Annotated in this window: 19 protein-coding genes and 1 pseudogene; 6 read left to right on the top strand and 14 right to left on the bottom strand. The window is 71.4% G+C overall.

From position 1 onward, the window contains the following. Window position 1 precedes the first annotated feature (1 nt). Genes scpA through OG741_RS05535 form a run of 3 tightly spaced genes read right to left on the bottom strand, consistent with a single transcriptional unit; the run spans window position 2 to window position 5,365 of the window. Complete coding sequence (gene scpA, locus OG741_RS05545; protein ID WP_405595697.1) at window positions 2-2,203, bottom strand: methylmalonyl-CoA mutase; 2,202 nt, start codon at window positions 2,201-2,203, stop codon at window positions 2-4. Beyond that, window positions 2,203-4,095: a methylmalonyl-CoA mutase family protein gene (locus tag OG741_RS05540; protein ID WP_405595696.1), complete on the bottom strand. Its 1,893-nt coding sequence runs from the start codon at window positions 4,093-4,095 to the stop codon at window positions 2,203-2,205. The genes scpA and OG741_RS05540 overlap by 1 nt, the downstream gene beginning before the upstream one ends. Beyond that, window positions 4,076-5,365 (bottom strand): MFS transporter, encoded by a 1,290-nt coding sequence (locus OG741_RS05535; protein ID WP_405595695.1) that lies wholly within the window; start codon window positions 5,363-5,365, stop codon window positions 4,076-4,078. The genes OG741_RS05540 and OG741_RS05535 overlap by 20 nt, the downstream gene beginning before the upstream one ends. A 50-nt stretch (window positions 5,366-5,415) precedes the next feature. Here OG741_RS05535 and OG741_RS05530 point away from each other — a divergent pair, with 50 nt between their 5' ends. Both OG741_RS05530 and OG741_RS05525 read left to right on the top strand, forming a co-directional pair. Then, the gene (locus OG741_RS05530) at window positions 5,416-5,802 is read left to right on the top strand and encodes a MerR family transcriptional regulator (RefSeq protein WP_361903830.1); all 387 of its coding nucleotides are present in this window, start codon (window positions 5,416-5,418) and stop codon (window positions 5,800-5,802) included. Window positions 5,803-5,890: 88 nt separating this feature from the next. Then, a complete protein-coding gene (locus tag OG741_RS05525) occupies window positions 5,891-6,256 on the top strand; it encodes a VOC family protein (protein WP_405605414.1) in 366 nt (121 codons plus the stop codon). Window positions 6,257-6,288: 32 nt separating this feature from the next. On the opposite strand, the gene OG741_RS05520 is transcribed toward OG741_RS05525, so the two are convergent. Both OG741_RS05520 and OG741_RS05515 read right to left on the bottom strand, forming a co-directional pair. After that, window positions 6,289-6,756 (bottom strand): PaaI family thioesterase, encoded by a 468-nt coding sequence (locus tag OG741_RS05520; RefSeq protein WP_405595694.1) that lies wholly within the window; start codon window positions 6,754-6,756, stop codon window positions 6,289-6,291. A gap of 133 nt (window positions 6,757-6,889) precedes the next feature. Continuing rightward, window positions 6,890-7,249, bottom strand: coding sequence for a nuclear transport factor 2 family protein (locus tag OG741_RS05515; protein WP_405595693.1), 360 nt, complete (start codon window positions 7,247-7,249; stop codon window positions 6,890-6,892). Between the two features lie 79 nt (window positions 7,250-7,328). On the opposite strand from OG741_RS05515, the pseudogene OG741_RS05510 reads away from it, so the two are divergent. From OG741_RS05510 to OG741_RS05495, 4 genes and pseudogenes are all read left to right on the top strand, one after another. Next, window positions 7,329-7,960: pseudogene (locus OG741_RS05510) on the top strand (DUF6629 family protein). Between the two features lie 115 nt (window positions 7,961-8,075). After that, window positions 8,076-8,336 carry a hypothetical protein gene (locus OG741_RS05505; protein ID WP_405595692.1) on the top strand — a complete coding sequence of 87 codons (261 nt, stop codon included), beginning with the start codon at window positions 8,076-8,078 and terminating at the stop codon, window positions 8,334-8,336. 117 nt (window positions 8,337-8,453) lie between these two features. Then, on the top strand, window positions 8,454-8,840 hold the full coding sequence (locus OG741_RS05500) for a hypothetical protein (protein ID WP_405595691.1): 387 nt from the start codon (window positions 8,454-8,456) through the stop codon (window positions 8,838-8,840). Window positions 8,841-8,857: 17 nt separating this feature from the next. Then, a complete protein-coding gene (locus tag OG741_RS05495; RefSeq protein ID WP_405595690.1) occupies window positions 8,858-10,267 on the top strand; it encodes an NADP-dependent succinic semialdehyde dehydrogenase in 1,410 nt (469 codons plus the stop codon). A gap of 26 nt (window positions 10,268-10,293) precedes the next feature. Here OG741_RS05495 and OG741_RS05490 read toward each other — a convergent pair whose 3' ends face one another. The 9 genes from OG741_RS05490 to OG741_RS05450 form a co-directional block, all read right to left on the bottom strand. Beyond that, complete coding sequence (locus tag OG741_RS05490; protein WP_405595689.1) at window positions 10,294-11,223, bottom strand: ornithine cyclodeaminase family protein; 930 nt, start codon at window positions 11,221-11,223, stop codon at window positions 10,294-10,296. A 389-nt stretch (window positions 11,224-11,612) separates the two neighbouring features. Further along, window positions 11,613-12,497 (bottom strand): peptidoglycan-binding protein, encoded by an 885-nt coding sequence (locus tag OG741_RS05485; protein WP_405595688.1) that lies wholly within the window; start codon window positions 12,495-12,497, stop codon window positions 11,613-11,615. A 26-nt stretch (window positions 12,498-12,523) separates the two neighbouring features. Further along, window positions 12,524-14,116, bottom strand: coding sequence for a DUF6519 domain-containing protein (locus tag OG741_RS05480; protein WP_405595687.1), 1,593 nt, complete (start codon window positions 14,114-14,116; stop codon window positions 12,524-12,526). A 41-nt stretch (window positions 14,117-14,157) separates the two neighbouring features. Further along, entirely contained in the window at window positions 14,158-16,317 is a 2,160-nt protein-coding gene (locus OG741_RS05475; RefSeq protein ID WP_405595686.1) for a hypothetical protein, read from the bottom strand. Beyond that, on the bottom strand, window positions 16,314-20,066 hold the full coding sequence (locus OG741_RS05470) for a putative baseplate assembly protein (protein WP_405595685.1): 3,753 nt from the start codon (window positions 20,064-20,066) through the stop codon (window positions 16,314-16,316). The genes OG741_RS05475 and OG741_RS05470 overlap by 4 nt, the downstream gene beginning before the upstream one ends. Continuing rightward, window positions 20,063-23,230, bottom strand: a complete 3,168-nt coding sequence (locus tag OG741_RS05465) for a putative baseplate assembly protein (RefSeq protein ID WP_405595683.1) — start codon at window positions 23,228-23,230, stop codon at window positions 20,063-20,065. The genes OG741_RS05470 and OG741_RS05465 overlap by 4 nt, the downstream gene beginning before the upstream one ends. Continuing rightward, window positions 23,227-23,595: a GPW/gp25 family protein gene (locus tag OG741_RS05460; protein WP_266487781.1), complete on the bottom strand. Its 369-nt coding sequence runs from the start codon at window positions 23,593-23,595 to the stop codon at window positions 23,227-23,229. Before OG741_RS05460 ends, OG741_RS05465 begins: the two co-directional genes overlap by 4 nt. After that, window positions 23,592-23,963, bottom strand: coding sequence for a hypothetical protein (locus tag OG741_RS05455; protein WP_405595681.1), 372 nt, complete (start codon window positions 23,961-23,963; stop codon window positions 23,592-23,594). The genes OG741_RS05460 and OG741_RS05455 overlap by 4 nt, the downstream gene beginning before the upstream one ends. After that, complete coding sequence (locus tag OG741_RS05450; RefSeq protein WP_405595679.1) at window positions 23,960-24,487, bottom strand: phage baseplate assembly protein V; 528 nt, start codon at window positions 24,485-24,487, stop codon at window positions 23,960-23,962. Before OG741_RS05450 ends, OG741_RS05455 begins: the two co-directional genes overlap by 4 nt. Window positions 24,488-24,489: the final 2 nt, after the last annotated feature.

Raw genomic sequence — 24,489 nt, 5'->3', positions numbered from 1 at the left:
CCTACAACTCGTGGCCGAGCGAGGCGCCCAGCGTCTTCACCAGGTCCTGCGCCGCATCCGGGATCACCGTGCCCGGCGGGAAGACCGCGGCGGCTCCGGCCTCGTGCAGCGTCTGGACGTCCTGGGGCGGAATCACCCCGCCCACCACGATCATGATGTCGTTCCGTCCCTCGGCAGCCAGTTGCTCCTTCAGCGCCGGTACGAGGGTGAGATGCCCGGCCGCCAGCGACGACACGCCGACGATGTGGACGTCCGCCTCGACCGCCTGGCGGGCCACCTCCTCAGGCGTCTGGAACAGCGGGCCGACATCCACGTCGAAGCCCAGGTCGGCGAAGGCCGTGGCGATCACCTTCTGGCCGCGGTCATGGCCGTCCTGGCCCATCTTGGCGACCAGGATGCGCGGACGGCGGCCCTCGGCCTGCTCGAACTCCTCCACCAGCGTGCGGGTCTGCTCCACCGCGGGTGACGTCCCTGCCTCGTTCCGGTACACACCGGAGATCGTACGGATCTGCCCCGAGTGCCGCCCGTACACCTTCTCCAGGGCGTCGGAGATCTCACCGACGGTCGCCATCGCACGGGCCGCGTTCACCGCGAGCGCCAGCAGATTGCCCTCCAGACCGGGGCCCGGACCCGACTCGGCGGCCGCGGTCAGCGCGCGCAGCGCGTCCTGGCAGGCGTTCTCGTCCCGCTCCGCGCGCAGCCGCCGCAGCTTCTCGATCTGCTGGGTGCGCACCGAGGAGTTGTCGACCTTGAGCACGTCGATCTGCTCGTCGGTCTCGACGCGGTACTTGTTCACACCGATCACCGGCTGTCGTCCGGAGTCGATTCGGGCCTGCGTACGGGCCGCGGCCTCCTCGACGCGCAGCTTGGGGATGCCCGCGTCGATGGCCTGCGCCATACCGCCGGCGGCCTCGACCTCCTCGATGTGCTGCCAGGCGCGGCGCGCCAGATCGTGGGTGAGCTTCTCGATGTACGCGCTGCCGCCCCAGGGGTCGATGACCCGGCAGGTCCCCGACTCCTGCTGGAGCAGCAGTTGGGTGTTGCGGGCGATGCGCGCGGAGAAGTCGGTCGGCAGGGCCAGCGCCTCGTCGAGGGCGTTGGTGTGCAGCGACTGGGTGTGCCCCTGGGTCGCGGCCATCGCCTCCACGCAGGTGCGGGTGACGTTGTTGAACACGTCCTGCGCCGTCAGTGACCAGCCCGAGGTCTGGCAATGGGTGCGCAGCGAGAGCGACTTGGGGTTCTTCGGGTCGAAGGTCTTCACCAGCTTCGCCCACAGCAGCCGCGCGGCGCGCAGCTTGGCGATCTCCATGAAGAAGTTCATGCCGATCGCCCAGAAGAACGAGAGCCGCGGCGCGAAGGCGTCCACGTCGAGTCCCGCGCCGATACCGGCCCGCAGATACTCCATGCCGTCGGCGAGCGTGTACGCCAGCTCCAGATCGGCCGTCGCACCGGCCTCCTGGATGTGATAGCCGGAGATGGAGATCGAGTTGTAGCGGGGCATCTTCTGCGAGGTGTACGAGAAGATGTCCGAGATGATCCGCATCGAGGGCCGGGGCGGATAGATGTAGGTGTTGCGGACCATGAACTCCTTGAGGATGTCGTTCTGAATGGTCCCGGCCAGCTTCTCGGGCGGTACGCCCTGCTCCTCGGCGGCCACGATGTACAGCGCCAGCACCGGAAGGACGGCGCCGTTCATCGTCATCGACACGCTCATGCGGTCCAGCGGAATGCCGTCGAAGAGCTGCCGCATGTCGTAGATCGAGTCGATGGCCACACCGGCCATACCGACATCGCCCGTCACCCGGGGATGGTCACTGTCGTAGCCGCGGTGGGTCGGCAGGTCGAAGGCGACCGAGAGACCCTTCTGTCCGGCGGCGAGATTGCGCCGGTAAAAGGCGTTGGACTCCTCGGCGGTGGAGAACCCGGCGTACTGACGGATCGTCCACGGCTGATTGACGTACATCGTCGGGTAGGGGCCGCGCAGATAGGGCGCGATGCCCGGATACGTGCCGAGAAAGTCCAGCCCGGCCAGATCCTCGTCCGTGTACAGCGGCTTGACGGGAATGCCCTCGGGCGTCTCCCACACCAGATCGGCCGCGCCCTTGCCGGTGGAGTCCTTGACGGCGCTGCGCCACTGGTCCCCGGACACGCCGGAGGCGCTGCCGGGCCCGAGTTCGACACCTGAGAAGTCGGGGATGCTCATCACGCCACTCCCATCCGGTCCAGCGCGGAGGTCAGGACGGCGACCGCGTCGCCGCCCGCGACGACGAACTCGTCGACTCCGGCACGTACATACGTCTCGCGCTGCTCACCGGGACGGCCCGCGAGGAACACCCGCAGGGCTCCGGCCGCCTTCAGCGCCTCGGCCACCGGCGCGGCCTGCTCGGCGTAGAGCGTGTCACTGGAGCAGACGCACGCCACGCTCGCTCCACTTGCGGTGAACGCCTCGGCGACCGAGGCCGCGTCGACGGACACCGGGTCATGGACCGGTTCGATGCCGCCCGCCTGGAAGAGGTTCGCGGCGAAGGACGCGCGTGCGGTGTGCGCGGCCGCCGGGCCGAGCGCCGCCAGGAAGACGCGCGGCCGGGTGCCGGTCGCCGCCAGATGGCCGTCGGAGCGGGCCCGCAGGGTTTCGAAGGCCTCGTCGCGGCGCACCTTCGGCAGTCCGCCGGAGGGTGCCGCGGGCGCGGGGTCGCGCTCGACCGGAGGCTGGTCAAGGATCGGGAACTCGCTGACCCCGGTGACCGGTTCGCGCCGCTTGGCGAGGTTCTTCGTACGGTTCTGCCAGGTGGCGCCGATCCGCTCGGACACCAGACCGGCGCGCAGCGCTGCCTCCTGGCCCCCGGCACGCTCGATCTCCTGGAACCAGGCCCAGGCGGCCTGCGCCAGCTCGTCGGTCAGCTGCTCCACGTACCAGGAACCGCCTGCCGGATCGATGACGCGACCCACATGCGACTCCTCGACCAGGATCGTCGAGGTGTTGCGGGCGATACGGCGGGCGAAGGCGTCGGGCAGTCCGAGCGCGTGGTCGAAGGGGAGCACCGTCACCGCGTCGGCCCCGCCGACGCCGGCGGCGAGGGAGGCGACCGTGGTGCGCAGCATGTTCACCCACGGGTCGCGCCGGCTCATCATCACCGGGGACGTCACGGCGTGCTGGCGCTGTGCGCCCGCTGCCGGGTCCGCGCCGCAGGCCTCGGCGACCCGGGCCCACAGGCGCCGCGCCGCACGCAGCTTGGCGATGGTGAGGAACTGGTCGGCGGTCGCCGCGTACCGGAACTCCAGCTGGCCGCAGGCCGCTTCGACGCTCATTCCGGCCGCGGTCAGGTCCCGCAGCAGTGAGACACCGGTGGCCAGCGAACAGCCCAGTTCCTGGGCGGCCGAGGCGCCGGCCTCGTGGTACGGCAGCGCGTCGACGGTCAGTGCCCGCAGCCCGGGGTACGTCGCGTGGCACAGCCGGGCGAGTTCGGCCGCCGCGGCAGTGAGTGTGGCGAGGTCCTCGTACCGGCCGGTGCGAGCGGCGTGCCCCAGCGGGTCGGCGCCGAGATTGCCGAGCGCGGCCCCGGGGGCGACGCCCCGCTCCTCGTACAGACGCAGCAATTCCCGTGCGGCGGCCTCGAATTCGGCCCCCGCGTCGAGGACGACCGGGGCGAGGTCGAGATAGACGCCCTCCAGGACGGTGGCCAGTGCGGAGAGGGGAACTCCGGCCGCGCCGACGGACAGCCAGAGCGAGGTGACCCCGTTCTCCAGGTCCGCGAGCACCGCCTCGTTCGCGCGCAGCGGATCGGGCCGGTCGTGGCGCTGGCGTACGTCCCAGCCGGAGAGCGCGCCGCCTTCGGGCCTGCCGCCCCTGGTGAAGGGGGCGAAGCCCGGATAGCCGGCGCCGTCCGCGCCGTCGCGTGCCGAGTCCGCGGTGTACAGAGGGCGGGTGGCGAGCCCGTCTTCCAAGACCGTGGACAGCACGTCATCGGCCGCCGTGTCCGGGGCGTCCTTGCCTGCCTTGCGCAGCACGCCGGCCACCAGCAGCTGCCACTGCTCGTGGGTCGCATCCGGGAATTCGGCGGCCAGTGAGAACCCGTCATCGGGGAGGACCGTCATGCTCAGATGCTAGGTCACTGGCGCAAAGGTGCAGCAGGGGAGAAGGCTGTGACCTTGCACTCTCAGGACCGCCCTTGATCCTTCGGTCGCGATGGCCTATCCGGCGGGCAGCGCAGGTGGTGGCCAGTGCGGCGGCGATCAGCGGGAGTGCCGTCCAGGGCAAGTCGCCCGCGCCTGCGCCTTCCAGGACGATTCCACCGGTGAGGGAACCGGCGGCGATCCCGATGTTGTAGACGGTGGCCTGGAGGGCGGTGGCCACGTCCGCGTGTGCGGGTCCCGAGAAGTCGACCAGCGCGGTCTGCAGAAGCGTGGGCGCCCCGCCGAAGGCCGCGCCCCACACAGCTGCCGCGATGAGCAGGGCGGCGGGAGCCTGCCCGAACAGACCGAGGACGAGTGTCGCGGCCGCGATCAGCGCCGGCGCCGTCAGCAGGGCCGGCCGGAGGTGACGGTCGGCGAGGACGCCGACGGTCCAGATCCCGGCGACCGTGGCGACGCCGAAGACGAGGAGGACCGGGCCCGCGTCGCCGAGTCCCGCACGCTCGGCAAGGGGCGACATGTACGTATACATCGTCTGGTGGCCCAGCAGGAGGAACAGGGTCACGAGAAGTACGGACCGGATCCCGGGCAGCGTGGCGATGCGGTGCAGCCGTGCACGGTCGGCGGCCGGCTCCCCCGGGAAACGGGGGACCTTCCGCAGCACCCAGGCCACGAGGACCACGGAGAGGACGGCCAGCGAGGCGAACGCGGCGCGCCAGCCGAAGGCGGCGGCCAGCGCGGTTCCGGCCGGAATTCCGGCACAGAGCGCGACGGTGATCCCGGCCAGGACGATCGCCATGGCCCGGCCGCGGCGCTCGGCGGGGACCATCCGGGCCGCGTAACCGGCCAGCATCGCCCACAGCAGGCCTCCCATCGCACCGGCCAGCAGCCGGGTCCCGAAGGTCAGGGCGTACGAGGACGAGAGGGCGGTGACCGTGTTGCAGAGCGCGAACCCGAGCAGCACGCCGATGAGTACCGGCCGCCGGGGCAGCCCGCGCAGCGCGGTGGTCAGGGGTATCGCGGCGAGGAACGAGGCGGCCGCGTACCCGGTGACCAGAAATCCGACGCGCCCCTGCGTCACCCGCAGGTCCTCGCTCATCCGGGGCAGCAGCCCGGCCGGGAGCAGTTCGGTCATCACGGCCGTGAAAGCGGCCGTGAACAGGGCGAGCAGTCCCCACAGCGGCAGCCCGGGCGCGGGCGGCATCAGGGGAGGCGGCGTGGGTGCGGTCGACATGCGACCATGGTGAGACCTTCACATCAGTGTGAAGGCAAGGAGAAGCGGCCATGAAGATCGGCGAACTGTCCCGGCAGACCGGCGTCCCCACCCGGATGCTGCGCTACTACGAGGAACAGGACCTGCTGCACCCGGAGCGGGCCGAGAACGGCTACCGCGCCTACGACACGTCTGCCGTCTACCGGGTCCAGCAGATCCGCGGGCTGCTCGACTCCGGTCTGACCACGGAGATCATCCGCAGGATCCTGCCCTTCCTCACCGAGCCGGACGAGATCCATGTCCATCCCGAGTGCCTGACGGAGGAAACCGCGGCGCTGCTGCGGGGCGAGGCGGACCGGATCCAGCAGCGCATCGACTGTCTGGCGCGCAACCGCGACGCGATCCTCGCCTATCTCGCGGCCGTCCGGCCCGACACCTCCCGGCCACTGACAGGGTGAGCGGGCCGGGTGCACGGGCGCGGGGGCGGCCGTACCGTGGATGCACACGGTGGGACGGACAGTCTCCGTACGGAAGGCGGGACCCGCGATGGCCGGTGAGATCTCCTTCTTCGAACTGGGCGTGGGCGACTTCGAGGTGGCCCGCACGTTCTACGGCAGCCTGTTCGGCTGGAGTTTCGATCCGGGGCCGACCGAGGGCGGGGGCTATGCGATCGGCACGCCCAACGTCCCCGGCGGAGTGCACGGCGGCGACGCGGGCGCGAGCCCGTATCTCTTCTTCAGGGTCGACGACATGAAGGCCGCGCTCGAACGGGTCCATGAACTGGGCGGCACGGTCGACGACTTCGACGCGGGCAGCGACGACGAGAGCGTCGCCCGCTTCGGCCGGTTCACGCTGTGCCACGACGATCAGGGCTCACCCTTCGGCCTGCACGAGCCACCGAAGAACACCTGATCCGGCGGCGCCGAGCGGCCCGGCGCCTCACGTCAGACCGCGCCCGCCGTGCGCCGTACGCTCCATTCGAAGCTGCCACGGCACACCAGTACACCCGTCGAGTCGACGACCTCGGCGTGGGTGGTGAACCGGGCGCGGAGCGCGGCCCCCACCAGGACCGGACGAAGCTCCCGCAGAGCCGGCTCGTCGAGCCGGCAGGACGCGACCAGCCTGCCCCGGGCGGGCGCCAGGAACTCCATGGCCGCGGCGGCCCCGAGCGGCACGACTCCGTGGAACTCCTTCTCGTCCTCGGCCGCCCCGATGATCGCGGCGAGCCCGGCGGCGTCGATCAATGTGATCAGCCCGCTGGAGTGCAGGGACCCGATCACATTCGTCAGCGCCTGGGGCGTCGACAGGGCGACTTCCGCGACACCGTCGGCGGCGCGGAGCACTTCGATACCGGCAGTCCGGTGCGCCGGTACGGGATCCAGCAGGGCGCGGGCCAGAGGTGTGACGTCCACGTGACCAGCGTGACCGCCCGGGGCGACGACCGCATGACCGCCCGGTCAACAACCGGCCACCGGGGTGAAGACGCTCCGGCTGCCGCGGCCCCGGAGGTCACACAGGCCGCACAGGCCGCACAGGCCGCGCCGGTCACGGGCCGTGAACGCGGCCGCCGAAGAAGACCTGCGTCTCGGTGAGCCGCCCGTCCCGGACAGTGCTCAGCTCGACATTGCGGTAGCGCTCGCCGTTCTCGAGCTCGTACTCGTACGCGATGAACACGCCGTCGCCCGACGCCGGGACGGCCTCGATGATCTGCGGGGACCGCAGCCGGTCGGCCGTGGGGAAGCAGCGCTCGAAGAATGCCGCCCTGTGGATACGGTCGTCCTGCGGGCTGGTGAACACGAAGTCCTCGGCGATAAGACGGTCCGCTGCGGCACGGTCCTGAGCGATGTAACTCTCCATGCAGGCGCGGACGACATCGACGTTCGACCCGTTGGACTGCTTGGACATCGGGCGTTTCCTTCCGGTCACGGCGAGCACTCACGGTGTTCACGGATCCGTACGGCCTAGTGGGATATAGCTTGACGCCATGTGCTGGAGTGCGACAGCCGACCTCGCGGCGGGTACATGTGTCGCCGCGATCGGAGTGGCCTGCGTCGCGCAGGTGCGCCGCCTCCGCGATCTGCCGCTCGCCGCGCTGCCGTTGCTGCTCGGAGCGCACCAGATCATCGAGTCGGTGGTCTGGCGCTCCGGTGGGGGCACGGGTCCGGCCACCGTCGCCTGGGCCGTCATCGCCCTGCCCCTGCTGCCTGTGTGGGTGCGTTCGGCGTACTCCTCGCCGCGCCGCCGCACGCCCGGCGCAGGCTCGCGGTGCTCGCCGCCGTCGGGATCGCCACCGCCGCTGTCCTCGCGTACAGCCTCGCGACCCGGTCCGTGACCGCACAAATGCGGGGGCACACCCTCGGCTATGTGCTGGATCTGCCGCGCTCCCCGCTGATCATCATCGGCTATCTGCTGGCCACGGTCGGCGCACTCCTGCTCGGCGGGGATCCGGTGCTCCGGCTGCTGGGAGTGGTCGCCGGGCTCTGGGCCGTGGCGTGCGCGCTGCTGTGGCGGCTGGAATTCGTCTCCACCTGGTGCGCGCTGGCCGCGGTGGCCTCCGTCGTCCTGTACCGCTGGGCCCGGCAGCGTCCGGCCGGCCCGGGAACGGCCCTGGCGTAGCCGTTCGGCGCAGCGCGGGCAGAGCCGCGAACCGGCGTCGGTACCTCCGGTTGGCCGCACGCAGTGCGGGTACCCGCCCGGCGTCCGAGGGCGCGCCCTGCAAAGGAGGAGACCCATGACCGACCGACGGCCTCGCGATCCCGCAGACGCCGACAACGACCCCGGCACGCAGGTGCCCCGCGACCTGCCCGATCAGCAGGCGCACGAGGACGGCGACCCGCTGGAGACAGCCGGCAGCCACGACTCGGACGAGGACCCACACGATCCCGACGCGAGCCTTCCGGAAATGGACGAGTCGGGGGCGGGCCGCGGCGGAGAGCCGCGCAGTGGCGCAGTGCACCCCGAGCAGCCCGTGCCGGACGAGCCCTCCGGCTGAGTCCGGTCGCAGACGGTGCCTCACCGGGTGAGGCTGTAGGAGGCGCACCCCTTCGGTGGAGCGGGCCCGCCCGGCGACGGAGGGCACAGCACTGGATCCCGAGAGGCAGGAATCACCGTGAACAGCACCCAGGAGCACACGACACCTGTCGTCGTGACGCTCAGCAGCTGCGCCAAGGAGGACGCACACAGCGTCTTCCGGCTGCTGAGGCAGTCGTTCGCCTCCGACCGCGCGGACGACGACGTACCCGACTACACCTCCCACGACACTTCGGACGTCCATACGAGCGTGTGGACGTCGACCTTCGAGGTCGCGCCCTCGCACGCCAAGCCCGGACCGGTGCGGTTGACGGCGCCCGTCAGAGTGGATCTCCAGGGCACCTACTGGGGTGTGGACCGGATGACCGAGACCCTGGCCGACGCCTTCGCCGTCAAGGCGCAGGGCATGGCAGCGGGTGACCAGGAGAAGGACGTCCAGCTTCTTCTCGAGAGCGGCAGCGGATAGTTCGAGGAGGACCTGCCATGCCCATCGCCACCGTGAATCCCGCGACCGGTGAGACGCTCAGGACGTTCGACGCGCTCGGACCGGACGAGATCGAGCGGCGTCTCGCGCTCGCAGTGACCGCCTTCCAGAAGCACCGCACCACGGAATTCGGCGACCGGGCCGAACTGCTCGACCGTGCCGCGAGCCTGCTGGAAGAGGATCAGCACTCCATCGCGCGCACCATGACCACCGAGATGGGCAAGCCGATCACGGCCGCCCGCGCAGAGGCGGCCAAGTGCGCGAAGGCGATGCGCTGGTACGCCGCCCACGCCGAGCGGCTCCTGGCCGACGAGAACCCCTCGACCGTCGATGTGAAGGACTCCGGGGCCTCGCGGGCGAGCGTCCACTACCGCCCGCTGGGCGTCGTGCTGGCGGTCATGCCGTGGAATTTCCCCCTCTGGCAGGTCGTGCGCTTCGCCGCCCCCGCCCTCATGGCGGGCAATGTGGGACTGCTCAAGCACGCCTCGAACGTGCCCCAGACCGCCCTCTACCTGGAGGAGCTGTTCCGGCGCGCCGGATACCCGGAGGGGTGCTTCCAGACGCTGCTGATCGGATCCGGCGCGGTCGAGGGAGTGCTGCGCGATCGCAGGGTCGCCGCCGCGACACTGACGGGCAGTGAGCCGGCCGGCCGGTCCGTGGCGGCGATCGCCGGTGACGAGGTGAAGAAGACGGTGCTGGAACTCGGCGGCAGCGACCCCTTCGTCGTGATGCCGTCGGCCGACATCGAACGCGCGGCGCAGACAGCGGTGACCGCCCGCGTGCAGAACAACGGCCAGTCCTGCATCGCGGCCAAGCGCTTCATCGTCCACGCCGAGGTGTACGAGGACTTCTGCGAGCGCTTCACGGCGGGCATGCGGAAGCTGACCGTCGGCGATCCGATGCGGGACTCCACCGACATCGGCCCGCTCTCCACCGCACAGGGCCGCGCCGACCTGGAGGAGCTCGTCGACGACGCCCTGCGCCTGGGGGCCACGGCCCGCTGCGGGGCACAGCGCCCCGAAAAGTTTGACCAGGGCTGGTACTACGAGCCCACGGTCCTCGTCGACGTGAAGCCCGAGATGCGTATCCACCACGAGGAGGCATTCGGTCCGGTGGCCACGGTGTACCGCGTGGCCGATGTCGACGAGGCGGTGAATCTGGCCAACGACACGCCCTTCGGGCTGAGTTCCAACGTGTGGACGCGCGACGACGCGGAGGTGAGCCGCTTCACCCGCGACCTCGAGGCGGGCGGGGTCTTCTTCAACGGAATGACTGCCTCGCATCCCGCGCTGCCGTTCGGCGGCGTCAAGCGCTCCGGCTACGGCAGGGAGTTGTCGGGTCACGGAATCCGCGAGTTCTGCAACATCACCACGGTGTGGCACGGAGCGGAGCCCGCAGCGAGCCGTTGAGGTTACGTACCTCTGGGTGAACTGCCCTACCCCTGGCGGGACTCGTATGCGACGCCGGCGAGGACCAGGTCTTCCCAGGCCATGCCGACGCTCTTGAAGAGCCGGGGCCGGGAGGTGTCGGCCTTCACCGTGCCGCGTACGAGGTCCGCCAGGCCCACCAGGGCATCGGGGTCCAGCGCACCCGACCGGACGGCGAGGATCACGTCACCGGCCTCGCGCAGCGCGGCCCCGTGCGCCTCGACCACGACGGTCGACCGCCGCGCCGTTGTGTCGTCGACCTCGCGCGCGTCGGGCTCGTGCGAGCCGACGGCGACGACCGTCGCATGCGCGGGCAGAGCTGAGCCGTCGAAGAGGGGAGTACGGGCCGTGGTGCAGCATGCCACCAGGTCGGCGCGCGCCACGGCGTCGGGGGCGCCCGCCTCGACGGTCGGACCCGCATCGCCGTACTGCGTGAGGAAGGCGGCGAGTCGGCCCTCGTCGCGGCCCACGACCGTGATGTGCCGCAGCGTCGGGCGAATCGCGCGCAGCGCCTCGACATGGCTGTGTGCCTGCGGGCCCGTGCCGAAGACGACGAGCCGCTCGGGCTCCGCCACGGCCAGCAGATCGGCGGCGGCCGCCGACACTGCGGCGGTACGGATCGCGGTCAGGGCGACGCCGTCCAGCACGGCGAGCGGGCTCAGCGTCTGTGCGTCCAGCAGCAGGTAGTTGCCCTGGATCCGGGGGAGTCCGAGCGCGGGGTTGCCGGGCGCGACGGTGGCGATCTTGACGCCCGCGTAGCGGCGGGAGTGCGAGGGCATCAGCAGCAGCTGCCCGTGCTCGACGGGCACCACGGAACGGGCCGGGTCGGCTTCGGGGTCGAGCCCGTCGCGAAGGGCGTGCTGGATGGCGGTGACGGCGGTTGCGAGGGGGAGGGCGGCGCGGAGGTCGCCGGCGTCGATGAGGGTGAGTTGGCTCATGGGGTTCCTCCAGTGCGGGCGGATGGGTCGCCCTTTGCGGGGCGGAACCCTACCGGCCCGCGCGGGCGGCCGGCGGCACCCTCCGGGGGTCTTTCCCCCACCCCGCCCCTTCCCGTAACTGGGGGCAAGCCCCCAGACCCCGCGCGCCGGCTTCGGGCGCGGAGTGGGGCTTCGCCCCCGGGCCCCCGTATGCGACCTTCGGCCGCATGTCCTCAAACGCCGGACGGGCTGGATTTCCGCCGGTCGGCCTGAATATTCAGGCCGACCGGCGGAAATTTCAGCCTCGCCGGCGATTGAGGCGCGGGGGTTCGGGGGCGGAGCCCCCGCAAGGGGTCCGGGGCGGAGCCCCGGTTACGGGAAGGGGCGGGTAGGGGGAAACCACAACCCCCTCAGACGTTCGGCACCTTCAGCCTGTCCCAGCTCGCCTTCCCCGGGATCCCATCCGCATCGCTCCCCGAGAACCCCAGCTTCCGCTGCCACGCCGCGTACGACTTCCGGTCGGCCTCCGACCAGTCCGGGCTCGGGCCCTCCTCGTACCGTCCACAGCCCTCGGCCACCAGCCGCTTGCCCATCGCGGTGATGATCGGGCTGCGCCGCCCCGGTGCGAAGAACGCGGCGCCGGGGAACGGCTCGAACGTCGCCGGAGGCTTCGGCGCGGGCGGCTTCGGCGGGCCGTCCGGCCCGCCGCCCAGACGCGCCTTGATCCGCGCTCTCATCGAGTCCATCGTGAACCCGCGCGGGTCGACCTTCCCCGGCTGCCACTCCTTGTGGCCGATCACCGAGCGGTACGTCCAGCCGTGTGCCCGGCAGATCGCGGCCGCGGCCTTCTCGATCGCCTCCAGCTGCACCGCGGGCCACGGGTCCGAGCCGTTGCCGAGGTTGACGCACTCGAAGCCGTAGAAGTAGCGGTTGCCGTCCGTGTTGGCCTCGTTGTCGGAGGGCAGGGCGGTCTCGTTGATCACCGCGCGCAGGACGTCGTCGTCGCCGAGTCCGGCGTGGTTGGCCCGGCCGTTGCCGACCAGGTGGACCGTGCCGTCCTTGGCGATCACCCCGTGGCACAGCGGCCCCGGCAGGCTGGAGTAGCCGTCGTAGCAGATGTTCACGGAGTTCTGGGTGCCCTCGGTGACGGTGTGATGGATCATCACGCCGTGCATGGGGCCCCAGGGCCCCTTGTGGTTGCGGTTGTGCGTGCGCCAGCTCCGCTCCTCGACGACCTGAAGCCCTTCGTCACGCAGAACCTTGACCAGTTGGGAGGCGGTCAGAGGCGTTGCCATCGTGGTGCTCCTTTCCAGGTGCTACGTCAGTGGTCGGGCTGTCCTTCGACGTCCTGCCCCGCCGTGCCAGGGTCCGAACCGCCCGCCGCCGCGTTCTCCGCGGCCGCTGCCTCCGCCTCGTACGTGGCCTCCGCCACCAGCGCCTCGGCGTCGGCCGCCGGGATGGGCGCCGCCAGCGGGGCGAAGGTCTGGCGCAGGTCGGCGACCGAGCCCTCGCCGAGCACCCAGGCGAGCGGCGCGTAGTGCACATGGTTGCCCGCAGGGGCCTGGAGCAGCGGCCGGCGAGCCGCATCCGTCGGCCACTCGACGTTGCCCGTCGCCGTGCGCGCCGCGACGCTCCAGTAGTCGCCGGTCGAAAAGGTCTTGCCGGGCTCGAAGTAGACGAACACGCCGTCCTCCAGCGGCAGCCAGCCGCCCTCCTCGATCCGCAGGGCTCCATGGCGCAGCTTGGCCGCTCCCTGCTTCGTACGGCCGGAGCCGCTCGCGCGCCCGGAGCCCGAGCGGTGGTCCCAGCGCCGCAGGAAGGGGTGGAGTTCGGGGCGGCGGCCCACTGAGGGGTCCGGCTCGGCCGAGAGCCGCACCCGGCGTCCCGGCAGGTCGAGCTCCTCGACCCGCAGAAGAGGCAGCGGTTCGTTGCGGCTGAGGTAGGCGGTGTCGGCGAACTCGACCCAGTCACCGACGTTCAGATCGAGCTTGTCGTCGCTGCCGAGTGAGGCCAATTCCACCCAGGTGCCGTCGAGTCCGTCGACCGCGAAGGTCACCGAGCCGTTCTCCCGCGACCACTTGAAGGTCGCGTCCTTGGCCGCGCCGCCCTCGTGGATCTCCACGCGGTACATCTGGTTCTCCTGGCCCCGGTAGCGGGCGTCCGGCTTCACCAGGCAAGGGTCCTCGTCCGCGTGCTCGGGACGCTCGCTGCGCGCCGCCATCCGCGCGCTCGGCGCCTGCGCGGCGGCCCACTTCGTGAAGGCCGCCCGAACCTGGTCCTTCGTCGCCCCGTCCGCCAGCTCCAGCTGCGAGCCGGGCAGCGCAACGACCTGCCACACGACCTTCAGCCGGGCCGCGGTGTCGGGCATCGCCGACCCGAGCGCCACCTCACGCAGCAGCGGGTCCTCGGCAGCCGTGACCGAGCGCTCCCACACCTTCAGATAGGCGAGATACGGGAACTGGGAGGGGAGCCGGTCGCCGGGACGCTCGGCGTCCCGGTATCCGTCAGGCTGGTCCCAGTACGTCCAGGTGGCCGGCGGCGCGGCGGGCGCGGGCGCCTCGGCGGGCTCGTCCTTCTCGCCCTCCTCGGCGCTGTGCGCGTCGTCCACGACCGGGACGCCCGGCTGCGGGCGGGTCGCGTCCAGCAGGATGCCGTCCACGTAATAGCGTCCGCCGCCGATGGAAAGATCGTCCAACTCCCGGCTCCCGCCCAGGAAGTGGAGCTCGAAGCCGGTCGCGCCGCGCGGCCCGCCGTGCTGTCCGATCAGATCGGCCGCGGTGGTACGGGCCTGCGTCAGCTGGATCGCGGTCTGCTCATTGGCGTCGGCGTCCAGCTGGACGCGGCCCTGCTGGGCGATCACAGCCGAGTAGTGCCGGTCCGGCCGGAAGGTGCTGCGGGAGATGTCTGCGTGCATGGGAAGGGGTCCCCCTCAAAGATTGGGCAGTTGATGTCGTGTCAGGTGACGGGGATGATCCCGGCGTCGGTACCGGCCGGGGTGTACTCGGCGAGCCGGGCCCGCAGGCTGTCCTCGCGCTGGGGCTGGTACAGGTCGTGGAAGGCCCCCATCTCGGAACCGTCTTCGGCGCCCCGCTTGATCTCCTCCGCGCAGCCCGCGGCGAGTTGCCCGTACGCGGGCGTGCCATAGCGCTCACTGGTGAACAGCGGGCGTACCAGCTGGGCGTTCTGACTGCCCACCAGGTCCGGCTGGCAGCGGTGGCGGCGCGGAGTGCGTGAGCCGCCAGGCACGTACGAGAAACGCATACAGCCGATGCCCCGCCGCGCCACCTGCATCCGCCCGGTGAAGACGCTGTTCTCGGCGATCTCCACGGCATGGGTGTGGACTTCACCGATGACGGTGGTGCGGTGCGCGTGGAGCACGGCGTGCGCGTGGCGGCAGTCCGGGGCGGACAGCGCCGCCCGGTCGTGGCCGGTGGCGTCCAGGACGCTGTCCCGGATGTGGATGGACAGCGGCTCGTGGTTCACCTCGTCGCCGATGACCTCGATGGTGCCGAGGATGCTGCGCTCGATCGACACACACGCGGTGGTGCGGTCCAGGACCAGGCTGGGTTCCTCGGGGGAGTGCGGATGGCACTCGGGCTCCAGCGACCAGCCCGGCACGAGCGTGCAGTGCCGCAGTCCCACCGCGCCCACCGGGCCGGTGACATTGAGCCCGCGACCGGTGATCAGCAGACCGTCGAGCACGATCCGCGGAGGCTCACCCTCGCAGTCCTCCCGGGCGCGGATGTTGAGCGCGTCGGGCCGGTTGCTGTACCAGTCGAGCAGCCGGATGACCGGCCGGGTGCCCTCGGCGGCGCGCACCTCGAGACGGTCGCCCGGATCCAGATCGAAGTCCAGCTGCTCCTGGTAGGCGCCGCTGTGCGTGATCTCGATGATGCCTTCGGGGCCGCACTGCCCGGAACGCCGTTCGCGCTGCCAGTCGTTGTACGCGTCCATGATCCGCTGGTAGCTCTGGTCCGGGCCGACCCGGTAGACCTTCGCCGCCGTCGGCGTCTCACGCTCGCGCGGGTACTCGCCGCCGCCCGTGTCGTCCGCGAACGCGTAGTGGTAGGTGACCCAGACGCCCTGCCGCGGCGCGGACCGTGAACCGAACGCGATCCTGCCGAGCGCCGGATCGACCGCCACCTGGCCGCGCCTGGGCCGGTAGCGCCAGTGAGTCAGGTCCGCCACCACGATGTCCGAGAGCGGCACGGGCTCGTCCTGGCCGTCGCGCCAGATCGTGAAGCTCTTGCCCGGCCCGTAGTAGTCCGCGAGCCGGTCGGCGAGCTGCCTGCGCCGGATGTTTGCGGGCACGTTGTCGATCGTCGCGACATGGGTCGCCGACGGCTCGGGGACCGGCTTGGTCACCAGCGGACTGTCATTGCCCAGAATCGAGAAGGTGTACAGGTTGCGGGCCCGGTCGATGCAGTACGCGGGCGCGCCGGTCACGTGGTACGGCTTCAGCCGCCACACGAAGAGGCCCACCCCGGCGGGGGAGTAACCGCCTTGCCTGCGTGCCGAGTCGGCCCGCCGCACATTTACCGACTGCGCCACCGTGCCGAACGGCCCGCCCGCCAGGTCGAGGGCGGAACCGTCGCGTACGTCCACGAGCCTGCCGCGTTCCCGGCGGCGCGCGTTGGAGGCCTCGGTGCCCGATCCGTACAGCTTCACCGGCTGCTGGTGGGAGACGAGCCGGGAGAATTCCACGGCCCGCGAAGGCCATCCGGCGACGTCCTCGGCCAGCTCCTCGAGGAGGGCGAGGGTGCCCTTGCGGCGCCGGTTGGCGACCGTGGCCGCCACATCGCGGCGCGGCGCCAGGGCCTCGGCGAGCCGCAGGCGGGAATCGTCCCCGCTCTCGCCCTCCAGACCCTGCGCCTGCACGCGTTCGTAGCCCGGCAGAGGGGAGTAGCCCACCAGATCGCCGAGATACGGCAGCACCCAGGGCGCCGCGGTCTCCACGAACCAGTCCTCGTAGCCCTGCTCGACCCCGTCCCGCACCCGGTCGACCTGCTCGGCGATCACCGCGAGCAGGGCGCGCAGCGGCTCCCCGCCCTCGGCGTCCCGCAGGCGGTGCCACTGCGGAAGCAGATCAGCGAGGCCGTCCGGTTCCCTGGTCATGAGGTGACCTCCGTCAGAATCAGCGTGTCCGCGACATGCGGGGAGAGCAGGGCGAGCTGTGCGGGCCGGATGCCGCGGTAGACGAACACGGCCCGGCCCTTCTCCAGCCGCCGGGTATCAGTGATGTCCGGGTTCAGCCGCAGCAGTTCGGCGAGCGAGATGCCGTGCCGGGCGGCGACCTGGGTGAGCGTTTCGCCGTTGTCGGCGGTGACGCGGTGCACTGCTTCGTCGTACGCGGCGAGCCGGGCGCCGACAGCGGTACGGGGCTCAGCGAGCTGTTCCGCGAGGCGCGTCAGCTCGTCGGGCGTGACGGACGCCGGCACTCCGGTGAAGACGTCCACGTCCATGTAGTCGACACCGGGCACCGAATGGGCGGTCGCCAGCACCTCGGACAGGCGCGCGGGACGGCCCAACTCGCGCCGCCCGCTGCCGAATTGGGCCAGCAGCGCCCGCCGCAGCCGCGGTTCGACGACGCTCCAGGTGTGGTCGGGGGCGACCTTCACCTTCGCCGCGAGCAGCAGCAGTACCAGCTCGCGCACGTCCACCCTGACCGGCAGGCGCGAGTCGCCGTACTCGGCCAGCGAGGAACGCAGCGCACGCAGCACCTCCGAGTCGTCGGCGATCGCGATGTCGTCGACTCCGGCGACCGTCACATGCAGCACCCGGCGCCGGCCGTCGAAGATCTCGCGGGCCGCAGCCCGCCCGATGCCCGCACGCGAGCGTGCGAAGTCCTCGTAGTCCTCGACGGACAAGAGCCGGTCGAGCGCCGAGACCGCCAGCGGGATCGTGCGCCGGGTCAGCCCAGGGCCGTCCGCGTCCGCGCCGCCCGTGGCGGGCTGCGGGTTGGTGACGGCACTGACGCCCAGCGGCCGGGAGACCGCCTGAGTGATGCGGTCCGCCCGCACGTTGGCGGCTTTGCCGGTGCCGAAGCGGTACCGGGCCCGGACGTTCTCGTGCCCGGTGGACAGCCGTGCGCCGTGTACCCCGTCGCCGAAGGTCACCGTCGTACGCCCGTCCCCGGCCGTCCCCGAGACATACACGCGCTCGCGCGGACCGCGCCCCGCCAGACTGTCCACCTCGTGCCACAGCAGTCCGTCGACGCGCACCTCAAGGGTGGGCGTCGCGCCCAGAGGATTGTCGGCAGGCAGCCAGGTCAGGGGCGACTGCCACAGTGTGAACGTCTGGTTGGCCCGGTCGGCGTCGCCGCTGCCGATCGGCTCGTCACGGCTCTCGCCGTGCGTCGCGGGCACCACATTGCCCTGGACGCGCACCGTGTCACGGCGGTAGCGGTAGGCCAGATCCGTGGTGAGCGTCAGCTTCGTATGGACGTGATCGCCGGGCAGGTGCGGGTCGAGCTGCTGCTCCACCGCCGCGATCACCACCAGTTCGGTGCCGCGGACCCCTGCCGTGCCGGGGATGTCGGTGCGCTCGCCCGAGACCACCAGATGACGGCCCGGCCTCAACCCGTCGTGCAGCTCGGCCAGTTCGAGCTCATTGCCGTGAACGTCCTCGCCCAGCGGCTCGTCGGCGGGACGCAGCGCCTCGCCGCCCGCGTGCACGGTCGCGTCCCGGATCGCCGAGAGCAGGACGTCGTGCTCGTCCAGCCACGGATCGGCGAGCGTCAGCTCGGTGCCGCGGCCGGTGATCCCGTAGTTGGTGTACACGGCCGTGCGTACGGCGGTGACACGGGTGGTCACGAACGCGAGCTTCTTGTCGCCGGGGATGCCGTCGGGTTCCCCGGAGCCCTTGCGGGGACGCTCGACCGCGACCCAGCTGCCGACGGTGATCCCGTCGTGTACGGAGTCGAGCGGAAGCACATGACGGTTTGCCTGCTCCGGCACGGTAGCGATGCCGATCTCGACATTCGCGGGCTCACTGCCGACGGTGTACCGCGCGGTCACCTCCACACCGCCGTGGGTGACCTGCTTGTGGTCACCCGGCGACAGCAGCCAGTTGAGCGGCTGGCCGTTCTGCACGGCCACATGCACCCGCCCGTCCTCGGCGGGCCTCGACACGAACAGCGTCCGCTCCGGCAGCCCTTGGGAGAACTCGGCCGTCACACCGGGCTCCTGGGAGTCCGCGGGGCGCCTGGTCAGCCAGCTCAGATCGTGGTCCTGGCCGACCCGGGTCTGCAGCGAGACCCTGCCCGGCCCCAGACCGAAGCTCGTGTCCGTGGGCAGATTCTCCGAACGCTGCCAGGAGGACCCTGTCTCGATGTGCTGGAACTCGGCGCGCACCGGAACCCGTCCGGCCGTGTCGTACACGATCCGCATCGTGGTGAGTTCCCCGCCGCTCACGGGCCAGTCCGTCTGCCGGATCACCCGCCCGCGCTCGTCCTGAACGGGCTTGAGCGGCGCCGTCGCCCCGAACGGCGCGGCGGTCACCCGCATCGCCTGAAGCTCCCGCAGCAGTGCGGGCGCGGCAGGCGCCGCCTGCCGCCACGCCGCGTACATGCCGTCGGCGACCCGCGGATCGAGCGCCGACAGCAGCTGGGCCCCCAGATCGGAGCCCGGCGCGAAGTACCGGCCAGGATCGTGGGGGAGCGTGCGCGCCCCCGACGGCGGGCGCACCACGCGGGTGCGCAGCGCGGGAAGTACGGCGCCGAGCGCCCGCATGGCCGGTGAGTCCGAAGCCGCCGCCGGAGTGTCGGCGCGAGAAGGCTCCAGATCGGCCGCCCGCTCCATCAGCTCGCCGACCACGGCTTCCAACTGCTCGAACCAGGCGGCCACTTCCTCGTACGGCGCTGCTATCGCCTGCGCCTCAGCGAGCCGGTCGTGCGGCTCGACGAGCCGCGCCGCGAACTGCGCGGGCGTCCTGATCCCGGCCAGATCCGCACGCAGCGGCGCGAGCACCTGAGTGTCGAAGGCCTCGATGATCCGGCTGACGGGACGCGGGTTGGGGTTGCCGGGGGTGGGCTCACCCTCCTCGACCTCCCGCTCGTCCTCGGTGATCCACTCGCGCAGCCCGGCCACCAGCTCGGACAGCGAGGGCGGGGCGGACTGCGGCAGCCCGACCGCCGTGACCTCGTCGTCCCGGTCGATGCGGATACGCGCCACCGGAAGCAGCAGACGCTGCCCGGGGGTGTCCTTGTCCCCGCCGAAGACGAAGAGCAGTCTGTCCCCGGTCTGGAGGGAGGTGTCGGTCCCGGAGACGAAGATCTCCGGGCGCTTGCGCAGATCGTCCGGGGTGAGCAGCGCCGGCCTGCGCCGACGCACCGCAAGTTCGTTCCACGCCCAGCGCGCGATGAGGTCCTCGCTGGTCTCAAAGGCCTGCGACTCCTCGTCGGAGGTGCCGGGCACGCTGTTGGCGCGCGCGCCTCTCGGGATCAGCACCGGCACGTCCTCGGCCCGCGGATCCCGGTCCAGCGTGTACGCGAGATGGGTGTCGGCGGCGATGCCCGGCCGCGGCCGGTGCCCCACAAGACGCCCCAGCAGAGCCAGCGAACGGTGCTCGTCGGCCGTGCGCAGATACCCCTCGTCGGCGATGCGCTCGGAGTGGAAGGTGAGCAGATCGCCCACCACCGCCCACGCGTCGAGCAGCCCGATGGACGGATCGTCCGGGGTGCGGACGGTCAGCCCGCGCAGCGCCGGATAGGCGGGTGAGGCGAGCCGGTCGCGCATGGCCGCCAGGAACGAGCCGTACTCGCCGACCCGGTAGTTCAGGGCCGTGCGGCCCGGAGGGTTGTACAGAACCTTCGGCGCGTGGCGTTCGTCGTGACCGCCGCAACCGCAACCGCAGGAGCCGCTCATCGCGCACCTCCGCCGAGCTCGATAGAGAGCCGGCCCAGCTCGGGCCGGTCGGGGTCGTTGTCGCAACGCGCGATCTCCAGCGGGCCGAGCCGCAGCACGCCTGCCTCCAGTGCGGTGTCATCGAGTGGGTCTTCGTGGAACAGCCGGCGCAACTGGGTCACCCGTACGCTCTCCACGCCCTGGACCGCCGCGGCCGCCGCCACCAGACGGCTGAGCCGCACCGGTTCACCGAAGGTCAGTGCGTCGGGATGGAAGAAGCCGAGCCGTCCGCCGGTCAGCGGGCGGTTGCCGAGGAGCCGGTACAGCTCGGAGAGAATCTGGCCGTGCTGATGACCGGGCGCCGCGCACACCGCGAGCTCGATGTCCAGCGGCACGGACCGCGCGGGCCCCACCACCAGGTCGTGCCCGATCCGGCGGTAGCTCTCCAGCGCGTACGCCACCGAGTCGAGCAGCTCCGGGGACGCGTCCCCGTTGCCCAGCGTGTCGACGGCGACATGCGCCTCCTGCACACTGCCGGTCCAGCGGATCTCGGCCGCCGCCCGCTGCACGCCCGGCAGCTTCGACGCCAGTGCCGCATAGTCCTCGGCAGTGACCGCTCGCAGGCGGGTGCGCTTCAGGTCGAGCGGGGCGAGCTGGCGCACCTGCTCGACCGGCTCGGGCTCCGTGCCGCCGACGGCGGGCAGGGGATTGCGTACGCCCGCGACGGGCATCGGGTCCCCGGCGTCCGCGTCCTCGGGATCACGGCACAGCACCAGATGGTTGATGGACTCCGCGCCGACATTGCCGGCGGTGCCGCCGCCGAGCCGGTAGTGCAGTTCCAGGCGCGCGCCCGGCTGCGGGCGGGAGCCGTGGCGCCCGTCCCCGAACCGCAGCGCGATCCGGCCGTCGTCCTCCAGCTCACTGACGAAGTACCGTTCGCGCGCACCCGAGTCGAGCAGATCCCGCTTCGCGGTCCACCACTCCTCGCCGTCCGCGAGCGAAACAGCGGGCAGCGCGGCCCGCGGATCCTGTACGAGCGCGGCCGCGGGGCCCCGCAGCACCGGCTCGTCCGGATCGATCCCCGCCGCGTACTCGGCGCCCCAGGTATGGGTGATCTCCCAGGCGATGGAGTCGTCCAGCACCGCACCGGCCCGCGCCCGGGCCGTCAGCACGTCCAGACGACGCAGCTTCGCGGCCAGCAGCCGTTCGCTGCGGTGCAGCAACTCCCGCAGCGCGCGCACCGGATGACGGCGCAGCTCGAGACGCTCCAGCACCCGCAGGCCGAACAGCACCGTCAGCTCGGCGATTTCGGGCTCCGTGAGTCCGTCGCAGTCGCGGGCGCTGCGCCACAGTTCCACCAGCCGCTGCCGGACGCGTCCGGGGATGGCGGCCAGCCGGGTGGACTGTCCCGCCGAGACATGACGCGGGTCGGGGAACGGCACCGACTGGACCACGGGGGAGCGCTGCAGCACCGGCCGGAAGCGCGCCGGGATACCGGGGTAGACGACCTGAGCCAGCAGGGTCTGAAGCGCCTCGGCCTGCTCGTAGGCGGTACCGGGGACGACCTTCTCCCGTCGGCGGCCCGCGAGTTCCAGGCCGAGGCCCGCACGTGCGGTCTCGTCCTCGCCGACGACGGTGAACAGCTCCCGAATCTGATCAGCTGTCAGGAGACGACCGCAACGGGTCTGCTCCAGACGGGCGTTGATCTGATCCGCCGTGGCATTGCCCTCCTTGCGGTCCCAGCAGCCGAAGCCGGACGGATTGCAGGAACCGAGGACGGCGGGCGCGGGAGGCACGGTGACCGTCTCCGGCGTCCCGCCGCAGAACGTCAGCGAGCGCCCATGGTCGACGAGCACGACATTCCCGCGCGCCACACTCACATCCTCGACCGGCTCGCAGTCCCTGTCGCCCCGCGTCGACAGACAGACGGGGAAGGCCGGCGCGTCCTCCTGCGCCCAGGTGACTTCCAGGACCGGCTGGTCCGCCAGCCGGTCCACGACCGGTGTGACCGAGGTGAGGCGTACGGCCTGACGGTGGGCGGGGTCGGCGTCGCCCGGTGTGCCGGAGACTGCTCCCAGTACCTCCTCGATCAGCAGCAGATCGCCCGGAGCCAGCTCCAGCGACCTGACCGAGCACCCCTCGTCCGCCCACGCGTCCCGCAGCGTCGCGGATGTGGCGCCCTTGGGCAGCCAGCACACCTCGTCGCCCCAGGTCCAGAACCGGATGGTGTTGTGCTCGGGGCGCAGCGCCAGCGGCTCGTCGGCGACGACCGGCTCGAACACCTCGACCGATCCCCGCTCGTCCAGCACGGCCAGGTCCCGGTCGTCGATGACGGTCCCGATCGCGGGCCTGTCGCGCGGCCCCAGGCTGCGGACGTCGACGGCCGCGAAGCGGTAGGTGCCGGGCCCCAGCGTCAGCGGCCGTGCGGTCTCGACCGCGACGAAAGCGCGTGCGTTGACGCCGTCGTGCATCGGGTAGTCGATGAGCCGCACATGACGGCGTACGGAGACGCGGCGGCGGGCCGTGTCGAGATACGCCTCCGTCGCCACCGCGTCCTGCTGATAGCTGATCCGGTCGGCGGTGTGGGCGAGCAGCTCGACCAGCGTCGTGCCGAGGTCGGCGGCGTTGCGCTCCACCCAGTCCGGCGTGGTCAGCGCCAGCCGGTCCAGGATCAGGCGGCGGATCGTGTCGTAGTCGCGCGCGGTGTAGTCGATGACCGGCGCGGCGGGGAAGGCGGGCGGGCAGTCGGGCTGCTCGTCCTTGCAGTCGAAGGGGGCCGGGCAGTCAGGACGGAAGTCGAACCCGGCGGAGAAATAGCGCTGGTCGAAGCCGGGAAAGGGCTCGGTGCCGGGCCGTCCGTACGGATCGGTGTCCACGACGGAGAGCGTGTACCGGGACGTGTCGCCGGTGCGGTCCAGCATGACGCACAGCCGGTCGTCGAGCTCCGGGTCCTCCTCGCGCTCGACGGACACCTCGACGGCCTCGATGCCGGTGATCCGGCGCCCGCCGTCGATGCGGATGTTCTCAGGGCACAGCCCGTCGGGCGCCTTGCCGAGGAAGGTGACGGTGAGCGTCAGCCCGTCGTCACCGACCTCGACGGCGTCCACACCGCCGAGCTGCGCGGCCCGTACCTTGGCGCGCCTGCCGTCCGTACGGCAGACCAACTCCTTGCTCGTACCGCTCATGCCGGGCCGCTCCCCTCGAACACGTCGTCGCGCCGGCTCGCGGTGGAGCGCACCACGTAGCGCAGATACACCCTGACCACGTTCTCCTCGCTCACCACGTCCAGGGCCTCCACCTCGATCAGTTCGCCGAGCCAGCGCTGCAGGGAGGCCTGCACCGACAGCTCAAGCGCGGAGGCCAGTTCGGGGCTGTTGGGTGTGAAGACCAGGTCGAGCAGCCCACAGCCGAAGTCGGGTCGCATCACGCGCTCGCCGGGACTGGTGAACAGCAACTGCTCGATCAGATCGCGCACATGCTCGTCGTACGCCGCGTGCGCGGTGCGTCCCCGCCGGTCCGTACGGAAGGGGAAGGCGATATCGCTCCTCATCGCGACGACACCCCCCGCGCCGACGCGGCGACCACCGGCGGGCCCTGCGGCACCAGCGCGGCGCTGAAGCAGAGCGCGGATGTGCTGTCCAGCAGCACGGGTGAGGCGTCGATGAGCACGCTGTCGCGGTGCGGCGTCCAGCGGACGGTGGCGCACGGATGCGGCACGCCGTCGACCGTGTGGCGGCAGCCGCTGACGATGAAGACGTCGGCGGCGGTGGGCACTTGATGGCCGTCGATCCGGACGCCGGACGACGGGGCGGAGGCGGGCACGACCCGGCCGCCGTGCGGGCAGCTGATCACGCTGCCGCCGTTCACGAGATTCCCCGACAACACGTAACTCCCCGTTCCCTTGGTCCTTGTGCTCATCGCTTCTTCGGCACGATCAGCCGGCCCTCGTTGATGTTGACCTCGTCGCCGATCAGCACGATCGACGCCCCCTTGCCGTTGCCGATCGTCACGCCCTTCTCGTCGATCTGGATGTACGCGCCGCCCTTGGCCTCAAGGAGAATCCCCGTACCGCCGGGCACGTCCGACATCACCAGCTTGTGAGCGCCCGGCGTCTGGATGACCACCGGCTGAGAGCCGGGCAGCTCGGCGCTCGCCCTCGGCGGCAGCTCGGCGGCGTCGCCGTACCAACTCCCCGTCCAGATGGGGAAGCTGGGATCACCCTGCTCGAACTCCATCCACACACCGGCGCCGATCTCGGGCACGACATACTGACCCGCCTGCCGTCCGGTGAACGGCAGACAGGGCAGCGCCCAGGTGGAGGCCTCGTCGCCGAGCACATCCGGCACCTGGGCCGTGATCCGGCCGAGCTTGAGCGGATCCCTGTTGTCGATCACCCGCCCCCGGAACTTGCCGAGAAACCGGTTGTTCGGTCCTGCAGCCATGC

The organism is Streptomyces sp. NBC_01410, assembly GCF_045040195.1.
Lineage (GTDB): Bacteria > Actinomycetota > Actinomycetes > Streptomycetales > Streptomycetaceae > Streptomyces.
Note: the sequence above shows the minus strand (reverse complement) of the source record. Positions and strands in the feature narration are given on the sequence as shown.